Raw genomic sequence first — 1,374 nt, 5'->3', positions numbered from 1 at the left:
GGGTCCTCGTACCGCCGCGGTGAGCTCAGGCCTCCGCGGCGGCGTGGTGGTGGTCGAGCTCCCACGCGTGGTGCTTGAACTCGTGGCGGAAGTCGGCGTGGTCCTCCCACTGACGGGCGATCCCGCGCAGCACGTCCCAGTTGTGCTCCACCGACTGGTCGATGACGCGGCGCATGGCCGGCTCGGCGGACTCGCGCTTCTCGATGAGGCCCTTGATCGCGGAGGCCTCCAGGACGGAGTTGCGCAGCGCGCGCAGGGCGCGGGAGGTGTCGTCCATGGCGAAGCCGTGTTCGCTGCCCGTCGCCTCGTCGAACAGCGGGGTGAGCCGCGCCTCGATGAATGCGGTGATCCGCTCGAAGTGCTGCACGTCCATCGGGGGCTCCCTCTCCTGCCGAACCACGCTGTGTATCCGGCGTCTCCACTCGCTCCTGCTGTTCAGGGGTCATTATCCAGCAGCTCACGTGATCTGTTTTGATGATCGACCGTGAGCGATCGACAGGGGGTCCGGTGGACGGGAATTCAAGGCTGACGGAGCGTTTCGAGGAGCACCGCTCTCATCTGGAAGCAGTGTCCTATCGCATGCTCGGCTCGCTCGCCGAGGCCGATGACGCTGTCCAGGAGGCCTGGCTGCGCTTCGACCGCTCCGACGTCGGCGACGTCGAGAACCTCGGTGGCTGGCTGACGACGGTCGTGTCGCGCGTCTGCCTGAACATGCTGCGTTCACGTGAGTCCCGGCGCGAGGACCCCATGGAGACGTATTCCGCCGACCCCGCCGTCGACCGTGCGGACGCGGTCGACCCCGAACAGGAAGCCCTGCTGGCCGATTCGGTCGGGCTCGCGCTGCTGGTGGTGCTCGACCAGCTGGCACCGGCCGAACGGCTCGCGTTCGTGCTGCACGACCTGTTCGCCGTGTCCTTCGACGAGATCGCGCCGATGATCGAGAAGACTCCGGCGGCGACCCGTCAACTGGCGAGCCGCGCCCGCCGCCGGGTCAAGGGAGCGCCGCTGGTGCCCGAGGCCGATCTGACCCGCCAGCGCCGCGTCGTGGACGCCTTCCTCGCCGCCACCCGCGGCGGGAACTTCGACGCGCTCGTCACCCTGCTCCACCCCGACGTGGTGCTCCGGGCCGACAAGGCCGTCGTCCCCACCGCCGCCCCGATCCTCCTGCGTGGCGCCGCCACCGTCGCCACGAGCGCGATGGCCGCCATGCAGCGGGCGCGGGCCACGGCGCCGGCCCTGGTCGACGGAGTGGTCGGCCTGGCGATGGCCCCGCTGGGACGGCTGTTCCTGGTGCTCGGCTTCACGATCGAGGACGACCTGATCACCGAGATCGACATCGTGGCGGAACCGGAGCGCCTCGGCGCCCTCGAACTC

General features: G+C 69.8%; 2 protein-coding genes. One reads left to right on the top strand and one right to left on the bottom strand.

Annotation, left to right across the window (positions count from 1 at the left end; translation table 11 throughout):
- Positions 1-25 precede the first annotated feature (25 nt).
- Positions 26-373, bottom strand: coding sequence for a hypothetical protein (locus ACWGIU_RS37935; RefSeq protein ID WP_052872935.1), 348 nt, complete (start codon positions 371-373; stop codon positions 26-28).
- A 101-nt stretch (positions 374-474) separates the two neighbouring features.
- On the opposite strand from ACWGIU_RS37935, the gene ACWGIU_RS37930 reads away from it, so the two are divergent.
- Positions 475-1,374, top strand: a 900-nt coding sequence (locus ACWGIU_RS37930; protein WP_453712641.1) for a sigma-70 family RNA polymerase sigma factor, incomplete at its 3' end; no start/stop codon positions are given.

The organism is Streptomyces sp. NPDC054840 (assembly GCF_053611065.1).
Note: the sequence above shows the minus strand (reverse complement) of the source record. Positions and strands in the feature narration are given on the sequence as shown.